General features: G+C 41.2%; 19 protein-coding genes. 14 read left to right on the plus strand and 5 right to left on the minus strand.

What is annotated here, in order from left to right:
- Nucleotides 1-24: 24 nt before the first annotated feature.
- Genes AC6CHU_RS00595 through AC6CHU_RS00605 form a run of 3 tightly spaced genes read left to right on the plus strand, consistent with a single transcriptional unit; the run spans nucleotide 25 to nucleotide 3324 of the window.
- Nucleotides 25-1218 carry a thiolase family protein gene (locus AC6CHU_RS00595; RefSeq protein WP_498119612.1) on the plus strand — a complete coding sequence of 398 codons (1194 nt, stop codon included), beginning with the start codon at nucleotides 25-27 and terminating at the stop codon, nucleotides 1216-1218.
- Nucleotides 1219-1238: 20 nt separating this feature from the next.
- Nucleotides 1239-2234 carry a hydroxyacid dehydrogenase gene (locus AC6CHU_RS00600; protein ID WP_498119614.1) on the plus strand — a complete coding sequence of 332 codons (996 nt, stop codon included), beginning with the start codon at nucleotides 1239-1241 and terminating at the stop codon, nucleotides 2232-2234.
- A 10-nt stretch (nucleotides 2235-2244) separates the two neighbouring features.
- Nucleotides 2245-3324: a tartrate dehydrogenase gene (locus tag AC6CHU_RS00605; RefSeq protein ID WP_498119616.1), complete on the plus strand. Its 1080-nt coding sequence runs from the start codon at nucleotides 2245-2247 to the stop codon at nucleotides 3322-3324.
- An 82-nt stretch (nucleotides 3325-3406) separates the two neighbouring features.
- On the opposite strand, the gene AC6CHU_RS00610 is transcribed toward AC6CHU_RS00605, so the two are convergent.
- Nucleotides 3407-4687 (minus strand): CdaR family transcriptional regulator, encoded by a 1281-nt coding sequence (locus AC6CHU_RS00610; RefSeq protein ID WP_498119618.1) that lies wholly within the window; start codon nucleotides 4685-4687, stop codon nucleotides 3407-3409.
- Between the two features lie 185 nt (nucleotides 4688-4872).
- Here AC6CHU_RS00610 and AC6CHU_RS00615 point away from each other — a divergent pair, with 185 nt between their 5' ends.
- Nucleotides 4873-6039: an NAD(P)/FAD-dependent oxidoreductase gene (locus AC6CHU_RS00615; protein WP_498119620.1), complete on the plus strand. Its 1167-nt coding sequence runs from the start codon at nucleotides 4873-4875 to the stop codon at nucleotides 6037-6039.
- A gap of 54 nt (nucleotides 6040-6093) precedes the next feature.
- Here AC6CHU_RS00615 and AC6CHU_RS00620 read toward each other — a convergent pair whose 3' ends face one another.
- Entirely contained in the window at nucleotides 6094-7293 is a 1200-nt protein-coding gene (locus AC6CHU_RS00620) for a CdaR family transcriptional regulator (RefSeq protein WP_498119622.1), read from the minus strand.
- Nucleotides 7294-7771: 478 nt separating this feature from the next.
- On the opposite strand from AC6CHU_RS00620, the gene AC6CHU_RS00625 reads away from it, so the two are divergent.
- From AC6CHU_RS00625 to AC6CHU_RS00640, 4 genes are all read left to right on the plus strand, one after another.
- The gene (locus tag AC6CHU_RS00625) at nucleotides 7772-7948 is read left to right on the plus strand and encodes a hypothetical protein (RefSeq protein WP_498119624.1); all 177 of its coding nucleotides are present in this window, start codon (nucleotides 7772-7774) and stop codon (nucleotides 7946-7948) included.
- A 270-nt stretch (nucleotides 7949-8218) separates the two neighbouring features.
- Complete coding sequence (locus AC6CHU_RS00630; protein ID WP_159870978.1) at nucleotides 8219-9310, plus strand: aromatic ring-hydroxylating oxygenase subunit alpha; 1092 nt, start codon at nucleotides 8219-8221, stop codon at nucleotides 9308-9310.
- A 96-nt stretch (nucleotides 9311-9406) separates the two neighbouring features.
- Nucleotides 9407-10795, plus strand: a complete 1389-nt coding sequence (locus AC6CHU_RS00635; RefSeq protein ID WP_159871035.1) for an amino acid permease — start codon at nucleotides 9407-9409, stop codon at nucleotides 10793-10795.
- Between the two features lie 71 nt (nucleotides 10796-10866).
- A complete protein-coding gene (locus AC6CHU_RS00640; RefSeq protein ID WP_251284235.1) occupies nucleotides 10867-12186 on the plus strand; it encodes a flavin monoamine oxidase family protein in 1320 nt (439 codons plus the stop codon).
- A 207-nt stretch (nucleotides 12187-12393) separates the two neighbouring features.
- On the opposite strand, the gene AC6CHU_RS00645 is transcribed toward AC6CHU_RS00640, so the two are convergent.
- Nucleotides 12394-12501 (minus strand): MetS family NSS transporter small subunit, encoded by a 108-nt coding sequence (locus tag AC6CHU_RS00645; protein ID WP_159870984.1) that lies wholly within the window; start codon nucleotides 12499-12501, stop codon nucleotides 12394-12396.
- Nucleotides 12501-14018: a sodium-dependent transporter gene (locus AC6CHU_RS00650; protein ID WP_498119626.1), complete on the minus strand. Its 1518-nt coding sequence runs from the start codon at nucleotides 14016-14018 to the stop codon at nucleotides 12501-12503. Before AC6CHU_RS00650 ends, AC6CHU_RS00645 begins: the two co-directional genes overlap by 1 nt.
- A 403-nt stretch (nucleotides 14019-14421) precedes the next feature.
- Here AC6CHU_RS00650 and AC6CHU_RS00655 point away from each other — a divergent pair, with 403 nt between their 5' ends.
- Both AC6CHU_RS00655 and AC6CHU_RS00660 read left to right on the plus strand, forming a co-directional pair.
- Nucleotides 14422-15705 carry an NAD(P)/FAD-dependent oxidoreductase gene (locus tag AC6CHU_RS00655; protein WP_159870990.1) on the plus strand — a complete coding sequence of 428 codons (1284 nt, stop codon included), beginning with the start codon at nucleotides 14422-14424 and terminating at the stop codon, nucleotides 15703-15705.
- 77 nt (nucleotides 15706-15782) lie between these two features.
- Entirely contained in the window at nucleotides 15783-16772 is a 990-nt protein-coding gene (locus AC6CHU_RS00660) for an ornithine cyclodeaminase family protein (protein ID WP_159870993.1), read from the plus strand.
- Between the two features lie 139 nt (nucleotides 16773-16911).
- On the opposite strand, the gene AC6CHU_RS00665 is transcribed toward AC6CHU_RS00660, so the two are convergent.
- On the minus strand, nucleotides 16912-18081 hold the full coding sequence (locus AC6CHU_RS00665) for an ROK family transcriptional regulator (RefSeq protein ID WP_159870996.1): 1170 nt from the start codon (nucleotides 18079-18081) through the stop codon (nucleotides 16912-16914).
- Between the two features lie 183 nt (nucleotides 18082-18264).
- On the opposite strand from AC6CHU_RS00665, the gene xylA reads away from it, so the two are divergent.
- The 4 genes from xylA (at nucleotide 18265) to xylE (ending at nucleotide 23749) form a co-directional block, all read left to right on the plus strand.
- The gene (gene xylA, locus AC6CHU_RS00670) at nucleotides 18265-19596 is read left to right on the plus strand and encodes a xylose isomerase (RefSeq protein WP_159870999.1); all 1332 of its coding nucleotides are present in this window, start codon (nucleotides 18265-18267) and stop codon (nucleotides 19594-19596) included.
- Nucleotides 19597-19701: 105 nt separating this feature from the next.
- On the plus strand, nucleotides 19702-21204 hold the full coding sequence (gene xylB, locus AC6CHU_RS00675) for a xylulokinase (RefSeq protein WP_159871002.1): 1503 nt from the start codon (nucleotides 19702-19704) through the stop codon (nucleotides 21202-21204).
- A gap of 21 nt (nucleotides 21205-21225) precedes the next feature.
- The gene (locus tag AC6CHU_RS00680; protein ID WP_159871005.1) at nucleotides 21226-22263 is read left to right on the plus strand and encodes an aldose epimerase family protein; all 1038 of its coding nucleotides are present in this window, start codon (nucleotides 21226-21228) and stop codon (nucleotides 22261-22263) included.
- Between the two features lie 85 nt (nucleotides 22264-22348).
- A complete protein-coding gene (gene xylE / locus AC6CHU_RS00685; RefSeq protein WP_159871008.1) occupies nucleotides 22349-23749 on the plus strand; it encodes a D-xylose transporter XylE in 1401 nt (466 codons plus the stop codon).

Genomic DNA, 23749 nt, shown 5'->3' on the forward strand with positions numbered 1-23749 from the left:
ACCACATCTAACAAGGGGGAAATGATGAGAAACGCAGTTATAATTGAAGGTGTACGAACTGCCATTGGAAGGATGGGCGGTACACTTAAGGATATAGAGGTTGATTTTCTTTCAGAAAAAGTAATGAGGGGAGCACTTGAAAGAAGCCGGCTGGAAGGTTCAGAAGTTGGTGAAGTGGTTTGGGGACATGCGAAACAAAGTTCAGATGTCCCCAATTTAGCCAGGCTGGCAGCTTTAAGAGCCGGACTTCCTGTCGAGGTGCCGGGATATACCGTTCACCGCCAGTGCGGATCAGGATTGCAGGCGATCAATAATGCAGCACAGCAAATTCAGTGCGGATTATCTGATATTGTGCTAGCCGGCGGCGGGGAAAGCATGAGTACGGCTCCCTATTATTTGAGGAAGGCTAGATATGGGTATGGTGCAGGAAATGCAGAAATTGTGGATCCTAATACAGAAAGCCAGCCAAGGGCACAGCCGATTGAAGTATATGGGAACCTGACAATGGGACTGACAGCTGAGAATCTCGCTGAAAGATATCTCATCAGCAGAGAAGAACAGGACGAATTTGCCCTTGAAAGTCAGCAAAAGGCAGCTGCCGCTATTCAGCAGGGGAAGTTTAAAGAGGAAATTATTCCATATGAAGTGAAAGTGAAAAAAGAAAAGATTGTTTTTGATACAGATGAGCATCCACGCTTAACGAGTTTAGATAAACTTGCTTCTTTAAAAGCCGTGTTCAAGCAAAGAGGCACTGTTACAGCTGGAAATGCGAGCGGACGCAATGATGGAGCTGCAGCATTGGTGATGATGGCCGAGGAAGCAGCCTTAAGCAGAGGGCTTAGCCCTCGCCTCAGGGTTATTTCACAAGCAGCTGCCGGGGTATCGCCGGAAATTATGGGTATTGGTCCAGTGCCAGCTGTCATGAAGGCACTTAAGCTGGCGGGGCTGACTCTTGATGAAATAGACCTGATAGAGCTGAATGAAGCCTTTGCTGCTCAGGCACTGGCTGTTGTTAAAGAGTTGAATATCGACAGAAGTAAATTAAATGTTAATGGCGGTGCTATTGCGTTAGGCCATCCAATTGGGGGAACCGGAGCCATCTTGACTGTCAAAATCATGAATGAGCTTGAAAGAAGAGGCGGCCGCTATGGTTTAATCACGGCCTGTATTGGCGGCGGTCAGGGTATCGCAACGATCGTTGAAAATTTACGAGTATAAAGTGCTGGAGGGAATTTAACATGCGCCTACCCCGTGTTTTGCAAATACTTCCGATGTATCATCCAGAAGGAGAAAAGCTTCTTCGTGAAGGTGCAGAAGTAATTCAAACTGACAATTATAGCCCAGACCATTTATGTGAAATGGTGAAGGGTGCAGACGGAATTGTTTTGAGAGCACCTGCACGAATTACTAAGGAAGTGATTGATGCGAATCCTTACTTAAAAGTCATCTCCGGTGCCGGAGTAGGGCTTGATAATATTGAGGTGGAATATGCAACACAGAAGGGAATTCCCGTACTGCATGCACCTTCTGTCAATAAAGTATCAACAGCTGAGCATGCAGTCATGCTTCTGATGGCACTGGCTAAGTCGGTTATTCCGCTTCATGACAAGATGAGGAAGGGAGATTACAATTCGCGAAATTATCTTATTCCTCATGAGCTTAAGGGCAAAAAAGCTGGTTTGATTGGTTTTGGAAACATTGCACAAGAAGTGGCTAAACGTTTAAAGCTCGGTTTTGAAATGGATGTAACTGCATGGGTAAGGGAGTATCATCCAGAAAAGCACGGCTTATCTAAAGGACTCGGTATTAGAGTTAGTACAAACTTGGAAGAGGTATTCCGGGAATCGGATTTTATATCCCTGCATATTCCCTTAAATGATTCAACAAGATATTCTATTGATTATAAGCTGTTCTCCATCATGAAGCCAACCGCTTATGTAATCAATACTGCACGGGGAGCGGTTGTAAACCAAGAGGATTTATATGAGGCATTAAGAGATGGAAAAATTGCAGGAGCTGGATTGGATGTATTTGATCCGGAGCCGCCAGCCCGGGATCTTCCGCTGCTTTCTTTGCCTAATGTGGTTCTGACACCCCATGTAGGCGGTACAACGGCTGAATGCAATTTCCTCACGTCTACTACCGTTGCTAAAAATGTAATTAATGTACTTAATGGAAAAAAGGCTGAATTTCTTGCAAATCCTGAAGTGCTAAATAAAAAAATATTAGAATAGGAGCTCAAGTATGGATCATTATTCAATCGCCTTGATTCCTGGTGATGGTATTGGAGTGGATGTTGTTCGGGAAGGGAAGAAAGTATTAGATACCATAAGTGATCTTCATGGCGGATTCTCCTTAACTTACAAAGAGTTTGATTGGAGCTGTGAATATTACGCTAAGTATGGCAAGATGATGCCGGAAGATGGTCTGGAACAATTGAAAGACTTCGATTCTATTTTTCTGGGAGCAGTTGGTTATCCGGGAGTGCCAGACCATGTTTCGCTTTGGGGCTTATTGCTGCCAATCAGGCGTCAATTTGAACAATATATCAACCTTCGTCCTGTTAAGCTTTTAAAGGGACTGGATTCTCCATTAGCGGGAAAAACATCTGATCAGCTCGATTTCATTGTCATTAGAGAAAATAATGAAGGAGAGTATTCCAGTATCGGAGGGAGAATGTACGAAGGAACAGATCTTGATATGGCAATGCAAACCAGTGTGTTTACTCGTAAGGGAGTAGAAAGGGTTCTGAGATACGCGTTTGATCTTGCCGAAAAGCAAGGGAAAAGGAAGCATGTAACTGCAGCTACAAAGTCGAACGGCATTATCCATACGATGCCTTTTTGGGACCAATATGTTGAACGGATTAATCAGGAGTATCCCCTAGTGACAAGCAATACAGTTCATATTGATGCCTTAGCAGCCTTTTTTATCAGCAAGCCGGAGACGATGGATGTTGTTGTAGCTTCCAATTTATTTGGTGATATTCTAACAGATTTGGGTGCAGCCATTGTGGGGGGCTTAGGCATTGCACCTTCTGCCAATATCAATCCCGAGAAGAAATTTCCATCCATGTTTGAACCCGTTCATGGCTCGGCACCGGACATAGCTGGTAAAGGTATTGCTAACCCCATTGCATCTATCTGGTGTACAAGTATGTTGCTTGATCACTTGGGGCAGGCAGAGTCAGCAAAAGCTATAATTGATGCCATGGAAGATGTATTACAGGAAAAGGAAGTGCTGACTCCTGACCTAGGGGGTAAATCGACGACAGAGCAAGTTGGTGACTACATCTGCAAGAAATTGAAAGAGCGTCTCAGATAGTCGTGTGCAAAGTGTCTAAAAGTTAAGTATAGGAAAGAAAAAGCAGCAAATTATCTTTGCTGCTTTTTCTTTTATTCTATATCTATCTGGTTGAAGGGGAGGCATCTCTGGTATGTGCTGCTGTCAGCGTGTCCTTTGTTTCCTCACACCCTGGAGCCGATATGCCTGAATTCTTAATCGCGAAAAATAACATCATACAGTGATCAAACCTTGAAATATCCAAACAGGTAAGTTCATTAATTTTTTCCATGCGGTATACAAGTGAGTTTCGATGGAGAAACAGCATACGTGCAGTTTCGCTCATATTCATACTGCATTTGCAATAGGCCAAAAAGGTTTGCGCAAGGATTGGAAAATTTACATGATTAATAAAATCCTCCAATTTTTCATGTAATCTCTCATTAACATATTGATTTAAACCATTTCCTAACAGTTCAAAAATAATGTTCCAATCATTATAGTAGTAAATTTTTGGAGAGTTGTTTGACTGTTTTCCAGCCGTTAAGGCGTGTAAAGCTGTCTGGTAGGAAACTTTTATTCCAAGAGCTCCTTTTTCTGAGCTGCCAATGGAGATGCTTGCTGTACAATTATTTTCGTTTTCTAAATATCGCAGTAATCTTTGAATTTTATGTTCCAGTCTTTTGATAAAAAGTTCATGAGACTCTTCCTTGCTCACAACTTTAATCAGCAGAAATTGATCAAGTGTCAGTGGAGAAAGAATATCTTCTTTACTATCCATCAAATAATAGCCTAGTATCTCGGAAAAATTATTTTTGAGGAATGGCCAGGAATACTTTTCGGAATTCTGTCTATCTGTAACTAAATGGCTGTCATCCAGGTCTATTTCGAACTGGATTAATAAGCAAATTCGGTTATGATGCGACTCCAAATTGTATCCAAGCATTTTGGCATATCTTATACTGTACTCCAAATCCTCCGGCTTTTGAGAGTTTAAAAGATAACGGATTAAGTTATCCAAGGTTTTTGACTCAATCGCAGTCATTTCTTTTTTTAGATACTCATGGCACATTAATTCCACATGGCTTTTTACGAGCTGTGCATATTTTCGCACTTCTGCAGGCTCTCCTACAATCCCCAGAACTCCAATTGGTTCATGATTGATCATGATCGGCGCAGCTACACCCGGCAATACGTTATCGAGTTTTTTTGCTTCGTCTACTTCATAAGCAATGGTTGTTTTTCGCTCCACTATCTCAAGAGAAGCCTGATGAAAACTTCCTAATCGGCAAATGTCGCTGGAACCAATGATAATGCCTTTATTATCGCTGATGCTAATTGGGTATTCTATTATATTTGAGGTGTTATCTACAATTACTTGTGAGATTTCTTTTAAAAAACTCAAATGGATCACCCTTTTCTGCTAATTCTTAATAGATTCTTCTTCCATAATTAAAAACCCTTGTTAAAATACACAATTAAAAATTTTCAAAATATTCTTTTTCCGTGTATTTTGCACATAGCATCCCAGACTGCTAATCAGTAACATTATAACTAAATAAATGCTAGAAAGAAGGGTAGGGAAGCGAATTGTCAAGCCATGCAGATATTCTTATTATTGGCGGGGGAGTCATCGGATCAAGCATTGCTTATAATTTGTTAAATGACGGATTCACGGGTAAGATTGTGGTATTTGAGAAGGATGGGCTTTATGAGTTTGCTTCGACGCCAAGAAGCGCTGGAGGATTCAGACAGCTATATACTACCGTCATTAATATGCAGCTCAGCAAATACAGCCTTCAGATTTACAAAGATTTTTCAAAAAACATGTCCATTGACGGAGATGCAGCAGAAATTGATTTTAAGCAAAGGGGCTACTTATTTTTAGCGACTGATCAAATGATGTCCCGTTTTGAAAAACACTTAAAGCTCCAAAATCAAAACGGCATACATTCACAGCTTCTAGAAGGGCCAAGCCTGTTGAATATTATCCCGGAGCTAAATATAGACGATATTGCCGGTGGGCTGTACTGCAGTGAAAGCGGCTATTTAGATCCTTATTCTGTAATGCTGGGCTATGTCAAATATGCCAAAAAACTCGGTGCAGAATATGTTTACGATGAGGTAGATAGTTTGATTACTGAGACAGGGAAAGTGAAGGGCATCAAACTTGCTGATGGGCGGGAATATCATGCCCCTGTAGTTGTAAATTGTGCAGGGGCCTGGGCATCGATATTGGGAGATAAAGCCGGACTGCCGCTTCCTGTTGTCCCGCTTCCAAGACAAATTTTTCAATTTGATATTAAGGAGCCGCTCAAAAATTATCTCCCATTAACAATGGACCCAACAGGTGTTTATTTCCGGCATGAAGGGGAAAAATTTATATCCGGCTATGCGGAGGAAATTGAACCTGGCATCAGCTTTAAGTGGAGAAGATCTGCTTTTGAGGAACACATTTGGCCTGTGCTGGCAAACCGGATCAAGAACTTCGAGCATGCCAAGATCGAAAGAGGCTGGTCAGGACTGTATGATTTTAACACGGAAGACCATAATGCCATTCTTGGTGAGTACCCGTCAATGAAAGGCTACTATGTTGCCTTTGGCTTCACCGGACATGGTATGCAGCAGGCTCCTGCAGTCGGTAAATGCCTGTCTGAGCTGATTCGGACGGGAAAATACGGAACACTGGACTTATCTCCATTAAGAGTGGAACGTTTTGCAGAGAAAGACCTTATTATCGAGGATGCGATTTATTAAAAAAAACACCTTCGTAGGAGCCAAGCTCTTACTGAAGGTGTTTTTTGTAATTTCTTAACGGCATGATGTCTGCATCTCTTCATAGCATTTGATGGCTGTGAAGAGCAGCATGCAATGTTCGAAGCTGCTGGTATTGAGGGAAGTAATTTCGCTTATTTTTTCCAGTCTGTAAATGATGGTGTTCCGGTGGATAAACATATTCCTTGATGCTTCACTCAAATTCATATTGTACTTGCAGAATCCAATAAAGGTGGACGATAATACCTCATAATTATCTTGCTCTCTTAAAGAAGATATCAAGTTTAAGAGCTTTTGCTTATAGTCAGAAGAAAGCTCTCTTGGCAAAAGACTCAGCATGGCTTCCCTTTCTATATACAAATTAATATGAGGATGATCTTGAAATTTCAGTCCAATATTCATTGCTTTCATTGCATTTTGGTAAGATTCATAGCATCCTTTATGGCCATTTTGAACATCTCCCACACCAATCTTTGCTGAAAAATTGTATTTAGCATTAAGGAATGAATTGATTTTTTCCAGTCTTTCACCCAAAGTTTCCAGGAAAGAATCAAATGATAGAGGAAAGGGCATGGATTTAAAAATAATGAAACGTTTGAAATCGAGAAATGACAAGATATCATTGTCATTTTCATTAAAGATTAACTTTAAAAAGCTCAGCACTTCTTTTTGAAAGTATTGAAACGAAAGATCCTCAAAAAGGTTCCGGTCACCTGAAAGAGGGTTAGTTACATCAATAATAATACAGGTCCGATTGATGGCGAGATCAAAATCGAGCAGTTTAGCATACTGGAAAATATCCTTTTTTTCTTCATGCCCAGAATCTGTATAATGAATAAGTTGATGAACCAGCATTTCTGCCATCTTATCTTTCAATTCCAGCATTTCTTTTCGGAAAGCATCCTGGCACATCATTTCCACTTGATTTTTAACAAGCTGTACATATTTTTCGACCTCTGCGGGATTGCCCACAATTCCAAGCACACCAATTACTTTATTGTTAAATTTTAAAGGAGCAGATACACCAGGAAGAATTTTTTTCTCTATTTCATTCCTGCAGACCACCGTGGTATTTTTATTAATTACGTCAAGAGAAGGACGATGAAAGATCCCAATTCTGCTTTGGTCTGTTGATCCAATAATGTATCCCTCATTATCGGTGATGCTGATTGGATACTCCAATATCTCACTGGTTTTTTCCACTATGTCCTGTGCAATATTTTCAAGGATTTTCATTCTTTTTGCTTTCCTTTCTAAACTCTTACATTTTCAAGAGATCCTCATCTGTAACTAAGTTATTATGGTGCCTAAAAGATTTCATCAATCTCTTTAGAGCGTTAATAATGAGTTGCCAGACTGGTTATGGGACTTTGTATGGATTCTCTGCATCTTTATCTTCAATAAGAGAAAGGTTTTTGTTTTTGGTTTGAAAAAATCAACAAAAAGGAATAGATAGATACTCGCCTGCGTGATAAGCCTTAAAATAAATTCGTTCAACACTTATTGCCGCCTGATGGGAGCGCGGCTCACACCATGGAACTTCATAACGTATTCCTACGGAAAAAGAACTCAATAAAATTTATAATATTTATAAAATATCGACAATTACATAACCTAATTTTACATTAATCTAGTAGTTTGTTCTACAATTTAGAACAACAAAAAAAGTCCGTCTTGGGGAACGATGCCACGATTATCCTTCTTAGCTATCAAGGTGCCAGAGCAGCGTTTAGCAATAACACTAACACTTTTAATCAGCCCTATTGTAATGCTTTTCTATGAACCTTCGGCATTAGATTCTGACCTTATCAAGGAAGGATTTGGGTATGGAAGGGATGACCATGGCAGCTGTCCATATGAAGTGAAATTTGCAAAAGAGGAGTCCAACTGAGTCTTCTTCATGATGGCGGGTTATAGTAGAGGAAGTATTTTTAAAGAAATAATTGCTAACCTAATGCGCGTTAATGCTGAGTTTTAATTGAGAGGTGAACTGCAGAGCTAGCACCTGCAGTTTTTTTAGACCAAAAAACCAAAAATAGTTTTTTATCATTCTCTGTTTTTTGGTCAATTTAAACATATAATTCAGAATATTTTTAATTTAAAATAAGTTTAATACACTGTTATGCACTAGATGTGATTTGTAAAAGGGAGGGCGAAATTCGTGAAAGAAGTTAGAGTCAGTACTGACATAAGTGAAGCACATACACTGCCATCGTGGATCTATACAGATCCAGAAGTTTTGGAGGCAGAAAAAAGAGAAATCTTTAGGAAGACTTGGCAGTATGCAGGGCATATGAGTCAAGTCAGTAGTCCGGGAGACTTTTTTACGGCTGAAGTTGCTGACCGTCCTATAATTATTAGCCGCGGACAAGATGGAGAATTGCGTGCGTTTTATAATGTATGTTCTCATCGCGCTTCCAAGCTAGTGGAAGGGGAAGGAAATAAGGCCGTTTTTACTTGTCCTTATCATGCCTGGACATACCGGACAGATGGTTCGCTCCTCAGTGCTCCGAACATGAAAGGTTGCGGGCATTTCGATCACCAGGATTTTTGTTTAAAAACGATTAAGCTGGAAATTGTGCACTCGTTTATTTTTGTCAATCTTAATCCTGATGCTGTATCAATGAAAATTCAATACCCTGATCTTTTTAAGCATGTGTCAAAATATGATCTGGATCGTTTAAACCGTGTGTCTGTAAAAGAGACCATTTGCCGTTCAAATTGGAAAATAGGAATTGATAACTATCTTGAGTGCGATCATTGTTCTATTGTTCATAAGACACTCGTTTCAAAACTGGATATGAAACAATACGAAATGACCATGTCCGATTATTATTCTTACCAGGGAACACCGTTAAAGGGGAGAAATTTGGACTTTGAGATGGGGCAGGGCGGCAGATATTATTGGCTTTATCCAAATACATGGTTTTCTTTCGATCCTGGCCCGCCTAATCTCTCCATCCATCAATCTATACCAATTGATGCTAAAACTACAAAATATGTGTACACAACTTTTTTCATGGGTGATGAGGTCACAGAGGAAGAAAAAGAGCTAATGAACATGGATGAGCTTGTCAGAAAAGAAGATCTTGATATATGTGAGATGGTACAAAAAGGGATAGAGACAGGGGCTTATTCACAAGGAAGATTCTCGCTTACCGAAAATCTGGTTCACCATTTTCATTTAATGATTCAGAGAGATCTAGAAAAAGTATTGCCGCTTCCCAAAAATACTGCTTCTGCCATAGACTAAAATTTTTCACCATTTTGTAAGCGCTTACTATAAAAGCGATCTATTTTAATCTGAAAGCAGGGTGAAAATGTGAGTCAATCAAAATTAAAAAGGCAAATGAAAAGCCGCCATTTATTTATGATGTCATTAGGGGGAATTATCGGGACAGGATTGTTCCTGGGGTCTGGGTATGCAATAGGAGAGGCAGGGCCCGCAGGTGCAATAATGTCATACCTTGTTGGCGGCCTTCTCATGTATTTGGCTATGGTCTGTCTGGGAGAATTGTCAGTTGTTATGCCTGTTTCAGGCTCTTTTCAGGCGCATGCGACCAAGTTTATTGGTCCCGCAACAGGTTTTGTCGTCGGATGGATCTATTGGCTGAGCTGGGCCATGTATGTCGGACTTGAATTCGTGGCAGCGGGATTGCTGATGAAAAGATGGTTTCCAGATGTTCAAACATGGATTTGGTGTGCCATTTTTATAGTTCTATTATTTTCAATCAACTCTCTTACAACGAAGGCATTTGCAGAGACAGAGTATTGGTTCGCTGGTATTAAAGTCCTGACTGTCATCTTATTTATCATTGTTGGATTAGGTGCTATTTTTGGCATTATTTCTATGGACAGCTCCCCGGCCCCTTATTTAACCAATTTCATTGGGGACGGTATGTTTCCTGCAGGCTTGGTTGGGGTCTTCATTTCAATGATGTCTGTGATCTATGCATTTCAGGGTTCAGAAATTATGGGTGTGGCTGCAGGAGAGACAGAAGAACCGGAAAAAAATATTCCAAGAGCCATCCGTACGATCGTTTTTCGAATCCTGATATTCTATGTTCTTGCTATCTTTGTTTTATCAGCCATTGTTCCATGGCAAGAAGCAGGGGTAATGGAAAGTCCGTTTGTAACCGTTTTTGATATGGTAGGCATTCCATATGCAGCGGATATTATGAACTTTGTTATCCTTACGGCCATCTTATCAGTTGGAAACACTGGTCTCTACGCCTGCACAAGAATTATGTACTCGCTTTCAGAAACAGGAATGGCTCCAAAAGTCTTTGGAAAGCTGAATAAAAGGGGTGTTCCTTCATATGCCCTATTAGTAACTCTTGGTTTTGCATTGTTATCGCTATTAACAAGTTATGTAGCAGCAGATACTTTATTTGTTGTTCTGCTGGCTGTCAGCGGATTAGGCGGCACTCTCACATGGCTAGCCATTGCTGCAGCACAAATAGGGTTCCGCAGCCAATATACTAAAAATGGAGGAAAAGTGGAGGATTTAAAATACAGGGTGCCTTTATATCCTTTTGTTCCGATCCTATGCATTGTCATGTGCCTGTCCATTTTTGCAGTTATGGCTTTTGATCCTACACAGAGAACCTCTTTATACTGGGGTCTTGGCTTTATAGCCCTTTGTTATGTGTATTATTACTTCATGTACACACGCAAAAAGATCACATTACCTATTAATGCAGAAAATGTAACCCCAGCTGTGAGAGATGAAATATAAAAATATGTAACTGCAGTTCGCCTCTAAGGCCCTGCAGTTTATTTCATGAAACTGAGAGGAGAATAAAAATTATGAATATAAAAGAATATGATGTTATTATCATAGGCGCAGGTTTTTCCGGATTGACTGCTGCAAGGGAGTTAAGTATGCTTGGCAAAAGAGTTCTAGTCCTTGAGGCTCGGGATAGACTCGGAGGCAGAACATGGGTGGATCACCGTTTAGGAGCAGACCTCGAAATGGGAGGCACATATGTTCATTGGCATCAGCCTCATGTATGGGCTGAAATAACAAGATATGGGCTCGAACTGGCTTCTGGGCCGAAAGCCGAAAAAGTGTATTGGATTACAGGCGGAAAGACGTATTCATTACCAGCGGGTGAGTTCAAAGAAAGGCTTAGAGCAACTGTTGAAAGGGTAATGAAGGAAAGCAGCAAACACATGCCATTTCCATTTGACCCTCTTCATACTGACAGTTTTCGAAAATTGGATCATATATCTGGAGAGCAATTTTTAAAAGAAATCAATTTAACAGCAGAGGAATTTGATGTATTGCATGGCTGGATTGCATCAGATTATTGCGGTGACCCTGCAGAGGGTGCGGTTACCCAAATATTTCGCTGGTGGGCATTTTCCCAAGGAAACTGGGATACACACAGTGCGATGGTTTCAAGTTACCGCTTAAAACAAGGAACAAGAAGGTTAATCGAAGCAATAGCTGAGGACAGTGGTGCGGAAATCAAGTTATCTGCTGTTGCTGGACGAATAGAACATAAAGATGGAGCGGTTAAAGTCTTTACGGCAAATGGAGATTGTTATGAATCTAAGGCAGTAATCGTTACAGTCCCATTAACGACTTTGAATAACATAGAGTTTGAGCCAGCGCTTTCAGAAGCTAAACGGGAGTCTTCAAGAGAGGGACAAACCTCAAAAGGAGTCAAAGTATGGGCGAAAGTGAAAGGGGAGTTAGAGGCATTCGATGCACTGGCCCCTGGCAGCTACCCTTTAAATTCAGTTCATTTGGATCGATATGTTGATGGCAATAGCATCCTCGTCGGTTTCGGGCCAAGTGCAGCGAAGCTGAATCCTAATGACAGCGAAGCGGTAGAAGCCGCATTGAAATACTGGATTCCGAATATACAAGTACTTGAGAGTACTGGCCATGACTGGGTCAATGATGAGTTTTCAAAAGAAACTTGGCCTATGCTGAAACCTAAGCAGTTAACTGCTTATCTTGAAGAATGGAACACACCAGAAGGTTCTGTGTTTTTAGCAGGAACCACATATGCAAATGGCTGGGCAGGCTTCATTGACGGTGCAATAGAGAACGGAATAGCTGTAAGCAGAAAAGTGAATAAGTATTTAATCAGCAAACATTTTGTACATGCTGAGTAAATAACTTAAAAGGTGCCAGATAAACCATCAAATGATGGTATCCGGCACCTTTTTTTATTAAAAAATGTATTAAGTTAAGATCCTCGATAACTGTCTGAGCTCCGTGTGCCATCTGCTCGAGGTCTTAAGAAAATCATTTTGCAGGCAAAAAACTGTTTCCAGCACTTGTCTTAAGCATGTCCCAGGCAGGCGGATCATGTGCTTTTTTTACTTATCATCGTAGTCTGTTGTAAGGGTTCTAAAAACCATATATGAAAAGCCTCCCCAGAATAAGCTCAAGGTTAAGATCATCATAATTATTGCAGATGCTGTCATTATAATTCCTCCTTGATGTCTATATTTGCAGAAATCGGAGTATCTTGATCGTTCAGTCCTTCTTCTTTTACAGAGCTTCTTAATCTTTTATTAAATCGGAGCAGCACGAATGCAAGCAGGAAAGTAATCCCGAGCTGAAGGAATATTGTTCCGACATTGAATTCTTCAAACGGCTTCCACCAAGTGTCCGGATACCATGCCACACCTTGATATAGCCACCACCCAGTTACTATGACAAACAGAGCGGGTATAAAATATTTAATAGAATAAACCCACCATTTGTTTATCTTAATGAAGCTGACTTCATTTATTTCGTCACGCATTCTTTCGACCCCATATTTTATCGCAGCATATGCATACAGGAAGCATGAGAGCAGCAGTGCAACTCCCCAAACCCAATCCTGATTATTAAATATTTTCATATTAATGGCTGAAGGGATTCCGCCTAGAAAAATCAAAACAACAGTCAGCACGATTGCTTTGTTTCTGCGGATCCCATAGTCTGATAGGTTCCTGGTTATCAATTCCACCATTGCAACTAATGAAGTAAATGCGGCAAATGCCAATGCTCCAAAAAACGCAATGCCAAAGAAATAAGCCTGCGGCATGACACTGAGCAATTCCACCATATAAATAAAGGTTAACCCGGTATTGCCTGAACTTGTAGCCTGGGTAATATATTCCTGTGAAGGAGCTAAAGCAAAGATAGCAGGAATGATGGTTAAACCGGCAAGTAATTCGACTGAGTTGTTTCCTAGGCCTGCTGTTAACGAATTTTGGGCAATATCGTCTCGCTTTTTTGTATAAATGGCATAGGTAGCATATAATCCCCAGCCGGCCCCTACTGACCAGGCAGATTGTGATAAAGCCTGAAGCCATGTTGACGCTTTCCCAAGATATTCCCACTGTGGTGTGAACATATATGAAAGCCCTTCCATTGCACCCGGCAAGGTAATGGAACGGACAGCAGTAAAGATGAGCAAGAGGAATAAAAGTGGCAGGAAGATTTTAGACATTCTTTCAATTCCCTTTGTAATCCCTATAAAAACGACAAGTCCACAAAGGGAAGCGGCAATAAAATGGTAAATGACAGGTTCTGCTGGATGACTCGTGAAGTTTTCCCACTGAGCAGCTGAGTCAATTTTTTCTGCAAAAGTTCCCTGTAATGCTAAGATGAAATATTTAAAAGTCCAGCCAACTACTACAGAATAATAAAATGTGATTCCGGCTAAAACGATTGTGATTATAGGTCCAAACCAGGCAAATTGTTTGCCGATAAATTCTCCAAATGACCCCATTGTTCCCATTCTCGTTCTTCTTCCTATGAAGATTTCAACCATGATAAGCGGTAATGACCAGACAAATAAAAATATGGCCCAGCCAATTAGGAAAGAACCTCCGCCATGTTCAGCCACCATTCGCGGGAACCTCCAAATATTTCCCGTACCAACCGCCATTCCCATAGCAGCTAATATAAATCCGATTCTTGAACCCCAAACTACCTGGTTCTCCTTCAAATTTAACAACCCCTTTGTTATCAGGACTCAAAAGCATAGGATCTTTAATACATTAATAGGGCACGTTCTGTATAAATAGATCGACCTTTAAGAAAACCCTCCTTCATTAATTATTAATCTATTTATTTTAAAAATTCTGTAATTTAAATATATTATCTTTGGAATTCATTATCTATGTGCAACTTTCATAAAAAATAGAGCTCTTTCAAGCAGAAATTAGACTATAATTACCATATTTCCAGTTTAGCTTTAAAGTTTTTCACTAGAGAATGTAAAATACCACAAAAAATTCAGTTGAAAGTTATTTTTTATCATATATATTGTACATATTATTCGGAAAATTCTACCTATATAATTATGGTATAAATCTATCTAAATTTATTTATTAACTGGAGGGAAGGGAATGACGAAGGCTATCATTATAGGCGGAGGAATTATTGGCTTAGCATGCGCCTTTTACCTGAGGAAAGAGGGGAAGGAAGTAGTATTAATTGATAAAGGTGATCCCGGATCGGAATGTTCCAGTGGAAATATGGGATGGGTGTGCCCCAGTTTATCTGATCCCGTTCCTGCTCCCGGTCTGATTAAGTCAAGTTTGAAGTGGATGGTAAAGCGGGATAGTCCTCTATATATTAAGCCATCCATTGTCCCCTCTTTATATCCCTGGCTCAAGCAATTCTGGAGGTTTTGCAGTGAGGAATCCTACCAAAGAGGGTATACCGCATCCTTAGAATTGAGCAGAAAAACATTAAGTTTGTTCGATGACCTTGAGAAAGAGGGCAGTATCGAATTTGAAATGCATCGAAAAGGACTGCTTTTTGTCTTTTTAGATCAAAGTTATATTGATGAAAAGTTGGATTCCTATAGTATTGTTGAAAGCTACGGTTTGCCGGCTCCTGTAGCAAAAACAAAAAAAGAAGTAATGGAAATGGAACCTGCCCTTGCTGGTACAGTGGCTGGTGGCGTTTATCTTCCTTCTGAACGGCATGTTAGGCCTGAGTCTCTTACCAAAGCTCTAAAAAAATGGCTTATCTCAAATGGGGCTGAGATTCTTTCTCATACAGAAGTAATCGGATTTATCCAAGAAGGGGACAATATCTCTGGAGTTAAAACGCGGAAGAAAACCATTGAGGGAGATCACTTTCTTGTCACTGCAGGAGCCTGGGCGGGACTGGTTTTAAGACAAGTGGGCATACACATCCCCATGACAGCAGGGAAAGGCTACAGCATCACCATGTCTAATCCTTCTATTCAGTTTCAGCAGCCGCTTTACTTAGGTGATTCAAGGGTGACTATTAGCCCTTTTCATGATTCTGTAAGAATTGGAGGAACCATGGAACTATCTGGCCTTAATACTAATCTGGATCAGCGTCGAATTGATAGTTTAAAGAGTTCTGCTGCTCAATATTTGAGGGAGTCTATTCACGGAGAAGAACAGGCGTGGTGCGGAATGCGGCCTATGACTCCTGATGGATTGCCTATTATTGGAAAAACACCTTCGCTGAATAATTTATTTATCGCATCCGGCCATGCAATGAGTGGAATTTCCATGGCATTATCAACTGGGAGTGTTATATGTGACCTCATAACAAAGGGAATGTCAGATATTGATTTAACTCCGTTTAGACTGGACAGGTTTTCTGCTAAGAAGGCACTTAGCACTCAAACTAAAACTGTCAATATGTAGAAATGGAAGGAGCTGCGGCGAAAAGCAATCCATTTAATATACAAATATATGAAAATTTCATATTGGAGTGATTTCCTATGTTATTGATCAATAAAGAGACCATAAAAGAATTGTATTCAATGGAAGAGTGTATTCAGGATGTTGAGAAGGCCTTTTTTTATGGTTACAGAAATAAAACTTTAACACCTGTAAGGATGTCTGTCCCGCATTCAAAATACGAAGCAGAAACATTATACATGCCTTCCTATATTGAACCGGAAAATTATACAGCCGTTAAAGTTGTAAGTATTTTCCCGCATAATTCAGGCAGGGGCAAACCGGTTCTGCAGGGAGTGATTCTGCTGACTGATGCAAGGACTGGCGAGCATGTTGCCTTAATGGATGCCAGCTACTTGACGGTTTTAAGAACCGGTGCTTCAAGTGGAGCTGCAACGAAATATTTAGCTCGGAAGGATGCGAAAGTCTGTTCAGTTTTAGGGTGTGGAGCACAAGCATATGGCCAAATTGAAGCTGTAATGTCCGTAAGGGATATTGAACACATCATTTTATATAATCGCACTTTAGACCGAGCGAAAATGTTCAAAGACGAAATTTATTCGCTGTATCCAGATTGGAGGGGGACCATTTCCATTCAAGCGGATGCCAATGCGGCTGCAGCTCAATCAGATATTGTCATCTGCAGCTCAAAAAGCTCAACACCTCTTTTTGATGGATCGGTACTGAGGGATGGAACTCATATTAACGCTATTGGTTCTTATCAGGCACATATGCAAGAGGTCGATGCTCAAACACTAATCAGGAGTAATAAAGTAGTGGTCGATACATTGGAAGGAGCCATGCACGAAGCTGGTGATCTCCTTGTTCCTCATAAAAAAGGAGATTGGAATACGGATCTTATTTATGGTGAAATTGGTGAAATCGTTTGCGGGGAAAAAATTGGACGTGAAAACACAAGTGAAATAACCTTTTATAAATCTGTCGGGGTAGGATTTCTTGACACAATGGCAGCTTCTAAGGTATATAAAAAAGCTTTGAGTGAGGGGAAAGGTGACTCCTTTTCACTGTAAAAAAACATGTAACTTATTTAAGTATGACACCGGAATATTCAATTGTGAATAATCCGGTGTTTTTTTTTCGAAATTCCTAAGAAATGAGAAACTTACTTAAGTTCAGCAGGAGTTTGATCAACCGGATAAGCACCGCACCCTATTTATTCAAATGCTCCTCCAGATCCGAGTTCAAAAAGCTCTCAGTAGCATATGCTGAAGCCCCAAGTGCTGCTGAATAAATCGTTAATTCGGCAAATGTAATATTGACATTTTCCTGATTAAATCTTAAGGAACGATTCCTGACAACTTCCATAATCGACTCGGATAGTAATTCTCTGGCAATGGCTAAGCGATTGCCAATGATGATTTGCTCGGGGTTGAAGGTATTGATGATATTGTTTATGCCAATACCGAGGCCACGGCCGATATGACGGAACACATCCTTTACTTCCTCATCTACTTCCGCCATGTCAATTAATGACTCCAGGTTCAGATCCTCTTGTTTGGAGTTCTTTGCCTGGTTTAGCAATGCCTGTTCAGAAGCGTACAATTCCCAGCAGCCTTTGCTGCCGCAGCTGCATTCTTTTCCATCTATATCAATGACCATATGGCCCATTTCACCTGAGAATCCTTCAGCTCCCCGGTAAAGGCTGTTTTGTAAAATAAAGCCGACACCTATCCCAATTCCAGCACTTACATAGATAAGATTTTCATAGTTTTTTCCGGCACCAAATCGCTTTTCCCCGTATGCTCCAGCGTTCGCTTCGTTGTCAATGATGACGGGAAGGTGAAACTCTGACTCAATTTCTGCTTTTAGATTAATATCTGTCCAGCCCAAGTTAGGGGCCAGCAGGATATTGCTGCCTTCTTTATTTACGATTCCTGGCACTCCAATACCGATTCCAACCACACCGTAGGGGCTGTCAGGGGCAGAGTCCACAAGGGATTGGATGACTTCTTTTATCACAAGAATGGTTTCTTCGTACCTCATGCTATTCATATGCTTCAAGTTTTCGTTCACAATATTGCCTGACAAATCAGTTATGACACCTAAAATATAATTGACCCCTAGATCGATTCCAATCGCATATCCGGCTTTCTCATTAAAGAGAAGCATTACCGGACGCCGACCGCCGCTCGATTTGCCTGGCCCTGTTTCGGAACAGATTTTTTCATCGATCAGCTCGTTCACCAATGAGGAAACGGTTCCTTTCGTCAGTCCCAAATGCTGTGAGATATCAGCCCGGGAGAGAGGGGATTGGTCGATGATCGTCTGCAGGACGCGTGATTTGTTTTTCATTTTTACCAGCTGCTGATTCCAAGTCATTATTTTCTCCTCAAATCCTCAATATCTTTGTCTAGTACATATTCCATTTATACCATAATTAAAAATAAAAATAAAACTTAGTTCATTCAATAGACAAACTAAGTTTATGGTGTTAAAATCAATTTGTAATCAAATGAAAGCGATAACACACAGAAAAATCTGTAAAAACTGGAGGAATGAAAAATGAACTATTTCGAAAATGTAAGCGGAGTTAAATACGAAGGTCCAGATTCTACTAATCCATTGTCTTTTAAATATTATAATCCTGAAGAAATGATCAACGGCAAGAAAATGGAAGACCTAATGCGTTTTGCCGTTTCATACTGGCATACGTTTACGGCGGAAGGAAATGACCCTTTCGGAGAAGGTACGATGATTCGTTCATATGACAGATTTTCCGGAATGGATTTGGCGAAGGCACGTGTCGAAGCTTCCTTTGAATTCTATGAAAAACTGAATGTTCCTTTCTTCTGCTTCCATGATGCTGATATTGCACCTGAAGGCGATTCATTAAGAGAAACGTTTAAGAATTTAGATGTAATTACCGGTATGATTAAGGACTACATGAAATCCAGCAAAACAAAGCTACTATGGAATACCGCTAATATGTTCTCACATCCGCGCTGGCTGCACGGTGCTGCGACAGCTCCAAATGCTGATGTATTCGCTTATGCTGCAGCAAAGGTGAAAAAGGGACTTGAGATCGGCAAGGAGCTTGGCGCTGAAAACTATGTATTCTGGGGCGGCCGCGAAGGTTACGAAACATTGCTGAATACAAATATGAAGCTTGAACAGGATAATCTTGCGCGTTTCTTCCATATGGCCATCGATTATGCAAATGAAATTGGATTTGATGCACAATTCCTGATCGAGCCAAAGCCGAAGGAGCCAACTAAGCATCAATATGATTTTGATGTGGCTACCAGCTTAGCATTCTTGCAATCTTACGGTTTAAAAGACTACTTTAAATTTAATATTGAAGCTAACCATGCGACACTTGCCGGTCATACATTTGAGCATGAACTGCACACAGCACGCATCAATGGCATGCTTGGTTCAGTGGATGCCAACCAGGGAGATACTCTGCTCGGATGGGATACGGACGAATTCCCGACAGACATCTACTCAACCACACTGGCAATGGTTGAAATCCTTAAAAATGACGGTCTTGGAACAGGCGGCCTGAACTTTGATGCGAAGGTGCGAAGAGGTTCATTTGATCCTGAGGACCTGTTCTATGCTCATATCGCTGGAATGGATGCCTTTGCGGTTGGTGCAAAAGTGGCTCAGCGTTTAATTGATGATAAAGTATTAGACAACTTCATTACTGACAGATACAGCAGCTACACAGAAGGCATTGGCCTTGACATTGTTGAAGGAAAAACAGACTTCCATAAACTTGAGAAATATGCGCTTGGAATTGAAAAGATCGAAAACAAATCCGGAAGACAGGAACAGTTAAAAGCGATTTTAAATAAATACATTCTTGAAGCCTATGCGAGTGTAAAAGCATAAGAGATTGATAGAAAAAGGTAAATGTACTGGGATTCCGATATGGTCCCAGTACATTTTTAAAAACACAGCTTAGCATACATTTCATTATCTAAAGGATGATCAATCATGAAATATGTAATCGGGGTTGACCTTGGCACGAGCTCGGTAAAAGTACTACTAATGAATCAAAAGGGAGAAGTTTGCAGCGAAGTCTCCAAATCCTATCCGCTCATTCATGAAAAGTCAGGCTACAGTGAACAGGATCCGGCCGAATGGATTGATAAAACAGTCGAAGCTCTTAGAGAGCTTACTGGCCAGTTCGCTGGAAGAGCTGAAGATATAGAAGGAATTAGTTTTTCAGGCCAAATGCACGGCCTTGTCCTTCTGGATGAAGAGAATAGGGTGTTGCGCAATGCAATCCTCTGGAATGATACCCGCACGACAGAGCAGTGTAATCAGATTTATGAGATGGCCGGTGAGGAGCGTCTCCTGGAAATTACTAAAAATCCGGCGCTGGAAGGCTTCACATTGCCTAAATTGCTATGGGTGAAGCAGCATGAGGCGGAACTATTCGAAAAAGCAGCTGTCTTTATGCTCCCTAAAGATTATCTCCGTTTTAAACTGACCGGAAAGATTCATAGTGAATATAGCGATGCAGCGGGCACCTTGCTCCTTGATGTTGGCGAGAAAATGTGGAGTGAGGAGATGTGCAGGCTAACCGGAATAGATGTGGATATTTGTCCTCCACTTGTTGAATCCCATGAATTTGTAGGGTCGCTAAAGCCGGAAATTGCTGAGGAGACCGGGTTATCTCCTGAAACAAAGGTATTTGCAGGCGGAGCTGACAATGCCTGCGGTGCGATCGGTTCAGGAATTCTTTCTGAAGGCAAGACCTTGTGCAGCATTGGCACTTCCGGAGTTGTTTTATCTTATGAAGAACAGAATGACAAGGATTTTCAGGGGAAGGTCCATTATTTTAACCATGGTGAAGAAAATGCCTACTACACAATGGGTGTAACCCTTGCTGCTGGACATAGTTTGAGCTGGTTCAAAGATACATTTGCCGAAACGGAATCATTTGATTCCCTGCTGTCTGGTGTAAGCGACGTTCCCATTGGATCAAACGGTCTTTTGTTTACACCTTATCTGGCCGGTGAGCGAACGCCACATGCGGATTCACAAATTCGTGGCAGCTTTATCGGCATGGACTCTTCTCATAATCGGAACGACTTTGTCCGCTCGGTTATTGAAGGAATTACTTTTTCATTAAATGAATCGATTGAAATTTTCAGAGAAAGCGGAAAGCTGATCGATACCGTCATTTCTATCGGCGGAGGAGCCAAAAGTGATGCCTGGCTGCAAATACAGGCTGATATTTTCAACAGCACCATTGTTAAACTTTCAAGTGAGCAGGGCCCTGCTGTAGGTGCGGCTATGCTTGCGGCATACGGATGCCAATGGTACGAATCTCTTGAAGCTTGTGCAAATGAGTTCATCACATACGAAAAAACGTATTCGCCGATACCTGAAAATGTTAAGAATTATCAGGAGCTTTTCCAGTTATACAAACAAGTTTATGCAGAGACCAGGAAGCTGAATGAGAGTCTGGCCGGATTTAGGAAAAAGTAAGCGGACTTGAGGGAGACTTACATGAACATAACGGAGAGTATCTTTGGAAACTTGAATGGAAAGCGTATTAAATCTTATACCATCAGCAATGACCATGGAATGAGTGTAACGTGTATCGAATACGGGGGAATCATCACGGATATTTCGGTTCCTGATCGTGAAGGAAATATAGAAAATGTGGTCCTCGGGTTTGACACCATTGAAGAGTATATCAATCATTCACCATTTTTCGGTGCTATTATCGGAAGGGTGGCCGGAAGGATAGCGGGATCTGCTTTTACTCTTGATGGGGTTGATTACGAGCTGCCAAAGAATGATGGGGAACATCAGCTTCATGGAGGCAGCGGCGGCTTTTACAATGTCATTTGGGAATCGGCCGCCAAAAAGAGCCTGAATGAAGCGAGCGTCCAGTTCTTCTATATCAGCCCAGATGGGGAAGAAGGGTATCCCGGTACACTTGAGGTGATGGTAAACTATACTCTGAACAATGAGAATGAACTCATCATAAGCTATGAAGCGATATCTGATAAAAAAACGGTTATTGACCTGACTAACCATACTTATTTTAACCTGAGCGGAAATTTAAAAAGGGACATCCTTGACCACGAGGTGACCATAAAAAGTGATCACTTTCTCGAGCTTGATGAAACCTTAATTCCGACCGGGGAATTCATCCCTGTTGGAAATACTCCGTTTGATTTCAGAGCAGGGAAGAAAATTAAAGAGGGTGTAGAGTCTTGCCATCAGCAGAATCTGCTCGTGGGCGGTGGGTATGATCATCCCTTTCAATTAAACTCAGGTGAATTGACGCTAGTGGATTTTGAAAGCGGGCGAAAACTGGCAGTGACAACGGACAGGCCGAGTGTTGTTTTGTATACATCGAACATGCTTGGAAACGATTTTCAAATTAGAGGCGTGCAGTCCAAAAAGCATTTGGGACTGTGCGTCGAAACGCAATGTCTGCCTGATGCTGTTCACCATGAACATTTTCCTTCTATTGTATTGGAGAAAAATGAAGTCTTCAAAACAACGACCAGTTATAAGTTTCTCGTTGTTTAATAACCAGCAGAAAGGAGTATAGACAGATTTGAGTAACAGGTAAAAATGTAAGCGTTCTATTTTATTCAAATCTGTCTTACACACTATGAAACAGAATCGGAACTCACTATATATTGGTTCACTTACATTGGTTGCTGCGATTGGCGGTTTGCTCTTTGGATATGATACGGCTGTTATTTCTGGGGCTGAAAAGTCACTGGAAATTTATTTGATTGAAAGCATGGGATTAGGATCGCTGGCACATGGGGCGACAACCTCCAGTGCATTAATTGGCTGCATTATTGGCGGTTTGATATCCGGTTATTTTGCGTCAAAGTTTGGGCGTAAAAAGTCACTGATTGCTGCCGCTGTCCTATTCTTCTTATCTGCTTTAGGTTCTGCTTTTCCTGAATTTTTATTTTTCACTAAAGGGGAGCCGACTATTTCTTTATTGCTGACCTTTAATCTTTACCGCATTATTGGCGGAATAGGGGTTGGCCTGGCGTCAGCCGTTGTTCCTATGTATATCGGTGAAATTGCCCCTGCCGATATCCGCGGACGCCTGGTTTCATTTAATCAGTTTATGATCATTTTCGGAATGCTTGTCGTGTACTTTGTCAACTGGGGCATTGCCAGTGGCCGGCCATTGGAGTGGATCAATGATATTGGCTGGAGGTATATGTTTGCTTCAGAAGCGATTCCGGCACTTGCCTTTGGTCTTCTCCTGCTTTTGGTTCCGGAAACCCCCCGGTACCTGGCCATTAAAAACCAGGATAATAAAGCGCTGGATGTACTGACGAAAATTAACGGGGCAGCTGAGGCTAAAACGATCCTGGGAGAAATCAAAAAATCAGTCAGAGCCTCTGCCAATCTTCCGGCAGAAAAGCTGTTTGCTTATGGAAAATTAGTGATTGTTATTGGAATAATGCTGTCTGTATTCCAGCAATTTGTCGGAATTAATGTGGCCCTCTATTATGCACCTCGTATTTTTGAAAGCATGGGAGCGGCAAAGGATGCGTCCATGCTGCAGACGATTGTTATGGGTGTCATCAATGTCGTCTTTACAGTCGTGGCTATTTTAACGGTAGATAAATGGGGGCGCAAGCCATTATTAATCACAGGATCCATTGGCATGGCGATCGGGATGTTCGGCGTTGCAGGGATGGCCTTCTCCAATATCATTGGAATAGGCACGCTTATTTTCATTATTATTTACACAGCATCCTTCATGATGTCATGGGGTCCAATCTGCTGGGTATTGATCTCGGAAATATTCCCGAACAAAATCCGCGGACAGGCTGTTGCAGTCGCTGTAGCAGCACAATGGGCTGCCAACTATTTCATTTCATCCACTTATCCGATGATGATGGAATTCAGCGGCGGCTTAACGTACGGCTTCTATGGATTGATGAGTGTTCTGTCAGCAATCTTTGTATGGAAGTTTGTACCGGAAACAAAAGGGAAGACCCTTGAGAACATGGAAAACATGTGGAAAAAGACGGCCTGA

This window comes from Cytobacillus sp. GQ23, assembly GCF_059758675.1.

Coding starts and splice junctions, on each gene's coding strand:
- AC6CHU_RS00595 (WP_498119612.1), top strand. CDS start 25: ATGAGAAACGCAGTTATAATTGAAGGTGTACGAACTGCCATTGGAAGG.
- AC6CHU_RS00600 (WP_498119614.1), top strand. CDS start 1,239: ATGCGCCTACCCCGTGTTTTGCAAATACTTCCGATGTATCATCCAGAA.
- AC6CHU_RS00605 (WP_498119616.1), top strand. CDS start 2,245: ATGGATCATTATTCAATCGCCTTGATTCCTGGTGATGGTATTGGAGTG.
- AC6CHU_RS00620 (WP_498119622.1), bottom strand. CDS start 7,293: ATGAAAATCCTTGAAAATATTGCACAGGACATAGTGGAAAAAACCAGT.
- AC6CHU_RS00635 (WP_159871035.1), top strand. CDS start 9,407: ATGAAAAGCCGCCATTTATTTATGATGTCATTAGGGGGAATTATCGGG.
- AC6CHU_RS00640 (WP_251284235.1), top strand. CDS start 10,867: ATGAATATAAAAGAATATGATGTTATTATCATAGGCGCAGGTTTTTCC.
- AC6CHU_RS00645 (WP_159870984.1), bottom strand. CDS start 12,501: ATGACAGCATCTGCAATAATTATGATGATCTTAACCTTGAGCTTATTC.
- AC6CHU_RS00655 (WP_159870990.1), top strand. CDS start 14,422: ATGACGAAGGCTATCATTATAGGCGGAGGAATTATTGGCTTAGCATGC.
- AC6CHU_RS00660 (WP_159870993.1), top strand. CDS start 15,783: ATGTTATTGATCAATAAAGAGACCATAAAAGAATTGTATTCAATGGAA.
- AC6CHU_RS00665 (WP_159870996.1), bottom strand. CDS start 18,081: ATGACTTGGAATCAGCAGCTGGTAAAAATGAAAAACAAATCACGCGTC.
- xylA (WP_159870999.1), top strand. CDS start 18,265: ATGAACTATTTCGAAAATGTAAGCGGAGTTAAATACGAAGGTCCAGAT.
- xylB (WP_159871002.1), top strand. CDS start 19,702: ATGAAATATGTAATCGGGGTTGACCTTGGCACGAGCTCGGTAAAAGTA.
- AC6CHU_RS00680 (WP_159871005.1), top strand. CDS start 21,226: ATGAACATAACGGAGAGTATCTTTGGAAACTTGAATGGAAAGCGTATT.
- xylE (WP_159871008.1), top strand. CDS start 22,349: ATGAAACAGAATCGGAACTCACTATATATTGGTTCACTTACATTGGTT.